Origin of the sequence: Mycobacterium sp. (assembly GCF_049683935.1) — a bacterium.
In the GTDB taxonomy this organism is placed as follows: Bacteria; Actinomycetota; Actinomycetes; order Mycobacteriales; family Mycobacteriaceae; genus Mycobacterium.
This window is the reverse complement of record NZ_JBAUJR010000167.1, coordinates 1-2,531: the sequence shown is the minus strand read 5'-3', so window position 1 is coordinate 2,531 and position 2,531 is coordinate 1. Positions and strand designations below refer to the sequence as shown.

The following is a 2,531-nucleotide window of genomic DNA, read 5'->3' as shown; positions in this document are numbered from 1 at the left end:
CGCCAGAGCACGTCGATGGCGGCCGCGGCATGGTCGCGCAGCCGCGCCGCCGTCTCGTAGCGGTTGCGCTCCGCCAGGTCGGCGATGTGAGACAGGACCGCCTCCAGTGGACGACTGCTGCGGCCCTCGATGAGGTCCAGAGCCTCCCGTGTCGCGGCGGCGTATTCGGCGGCGCCGACGTCGCGGGCGGCCGGGCAGGGCGAGACCTCGAGTTCTGGACAGGCCGGCCCGTGCAGCGCGGTGCGTCCGAGCCGCTTGGTGCAGGTGCGTACCGCGGTGAACCGTGCCATCAGAGCGGCGGCCTCCAGCGCGTCGGCGCGGGCCCGGAACGGCCCGACGGCGCTGTCGTACCGGGATGGACGCACCACGGTGCCCGATTGTGGTGCCCGCACCACCGTGAATCGGGGGAAGGCCTCATCGGTCAGCGTCACCCACCACCACCGCTGGGGGAACTTGGACCGGTGGTTGTACGGAGGTGCGTGGGCCGCCAACAACCGCAGCTCACGGACACCGGCCTCCAGGTCGTGGGCGCACTCGACATGGTCGACCGCGGTGGCCAGCGACGCCATCTCCTTCATCCGGGTCCTGGGGTCGGAACCGTTGAAGTACTGCGTCACCCGCCGTCGCAGGTCGACGGCGGTGCCCACGTAGAGCACCTCGTCGGAGGGGCCGCGGAACAGGTACACACCGGGGGCACGCGGCAGGGCACGTGCGAGATGGCGTTTGCTCCGCTGCGCCGGCGTCACGTCCGGCAGATACGAGACCAGCTCGGCGTAGGTGTGCACGCCCTGGTTCCCGACCCGTTCGATCAGCGCGTGAAGAACGTCGACGGTGGCGCGGGCGTCGTCGAGGGCGCGGTGGGTGGGGGTGGTCGAGGCACTGAACAGTTGCGCCAGCGCGGACAGTCGCACGCTGGGCGCCTCGTCCCGGGTGAGCGCTCGACGCGCCAACCGGACCGTGCACAGCACCGGGGGATTGGGCCACCGGAGGTGATTGCGTTCGGCCGCTGCGCGCAGGAAGCCGATGTCGAACCCGGCGTTGTGGGCGACCATGACCGCACCGCGGGAGAATTCGAGAAACGAGGGCAGCACCGCCTCGATGCGCGGTGCGTCGTACACCATCGCCGACGTGATCCCCGTGAGCGCGACGATCTGGGGAGGAATGCTCCGACCGGGGTCCACCAGGGTGGCGAATTCGCCGAGCACCTCACCGCCGCGGACCTTCACCGCGCCGATCTCGGTGATCGCGTCGTGCCGGTCACCGGAGGGTCTGCCGCCGGTGGTCTCCAGGTCGACGACGACGAACGTGGTCTCCCGCAAGGTCGGGTCAGCCAGCGGATCGACGTCCGCGAAGCTCAGCTGACCCATGCGCCGAACGTAACCGCCACCGGTGACAAACCCCGTGACCTCCGGCCGATCCTCGGGGGATGTCGGAGCCCACCGATAGCGTGCGGACGACTCCGATCGAGAGGACGTGTGATGCCAGAGGATCAGCGGTCGCCGGGTGCAGGGTGCGACCCCCCGGTGCCCGGGGCCGGAACGGTGACGATCGACTGCGACGACTGCGCTGTCCGCGGGGTCGGGTGCCAGGACTGCGTCGTGAGCGTATTGCTCGGCGTGCCGGAAACTTTGCTCGTTGACGAGCGTCGCGCACTGGAGGTGCTTGCCGAAGTGGGCCTGGCTCCTCGATTGCGGCTTGTGCCGATCCATCGCCAGGGTGACGCCGGGGTTGCTTGACGACACGCGGCGCTATCGGCGTTGTGCTCATTGCCGTTGCGACTGTTAAATTTGCGTCTTCCGTTGGACAAGGCCGATGCCGTTTCGTAACCTATCTGAGACCTAATAGAGTTCGAGACGGCTCGTTACGGCAGTTGAAGGACGCAGAAATCTTGAGGTTCACTCGCGCGCACCGGAGCACCCGTCGACCTTGGCGACCCGTCATCAGCGCGATTGCTGGATTGGCAGTTCTGGGTTCGATCCTGACCGGGCAGGCGTTGGCCGATCCGGCCGACGACGCGCTGGCAAAGCTCAACGAGTTGTCCCGGCAGGCCGAGCAGACGACCGAGGCCATGCATACGGCCCAGCTGGATCTGAACAACAAGCTGGCCGCCCAACAGGCGGCAGAGGCCAAGCACGTGAGCGACATCGAGGCCGTCGAGTCGGCGAAGGCACAGCTCGCAACCTTCCAGAAGTCGGTCGACACTCTGGCCGCCGCGCAATACATGGGTGGCCGCACCTCCGGATTCGACGCGATGTTGACCGCCAAATCCCCTCAGGGGCTGATCGACCAACTCGCTGTGCAGCGCGTGATGGCACACGAGATGCAGGCCCAGATGGCCGGCTACCGCGAACTGGGCGCGCAGACGCAGCTCGCCGAGCAGGCGTCGGCCGCCTCCGCTGCCGAGTCCAAGACCGCCGCCGAACAGGCCGCCGCAGTGCGCGCCGACCTGCAGTCCAAGCAGAGCCAGCTGCAGGTGCAGATCGCCATCGTCAAGTCTCAGTACGATGCGCTGACCCCGAACCAGCGTGAGG

At 68.2% G+C, this 2,531-nt stretch carries 2 protein-coding genes and 1 pseudogene; 2 read left to right on the top strand and 1 reads right to left on the bottom strand.

Annotated elements, in window-relative coordinates:
- Positions 1-1,367: DEDD exonuclease domain-containing protein (locus WA965_RS09650; protein WP_526447427.1), on the bottom strand; the 1,367-nt coding region annotated here is incomplete at its 3' end.
- A gap of 111 nt (positions 1,368-1,478) precedes the next feature.
- Here WA965_RS09650 and WA965_RS09645 point away from each other — a divergent pair.
- Both WA965_RS09645 and WA965_RS09640 read left to right on the top strand, forming a co-directional pair.
- A complete protein-coding gene (locus WA965_RS09645) occupies positions 1,479-1,736 on the top strand; it encodes a hypothetical protein (protein ID WP_526297957.1) in 258 nt (85 codons plus the stop codon).
- A 152-nt stretch (positions 1,737-1,888) separates the two neighbouring features.
- Positions 1,889-2,531, top strand: a pseudogene (locus WA965_RS09640) (peptidoglycan hydrolase RipC); the annotation flags it as partial.

Excerpts from the sequence above, each read along its gene's own strand:
- WA965_RS09645 (WP_526297957.1), top strand. The coding sequence starts at position 1,479 with ATGCCAGAGGATCAGCGGTCGCCGGGTGCAGGGTGCGACCCCCCGGTG.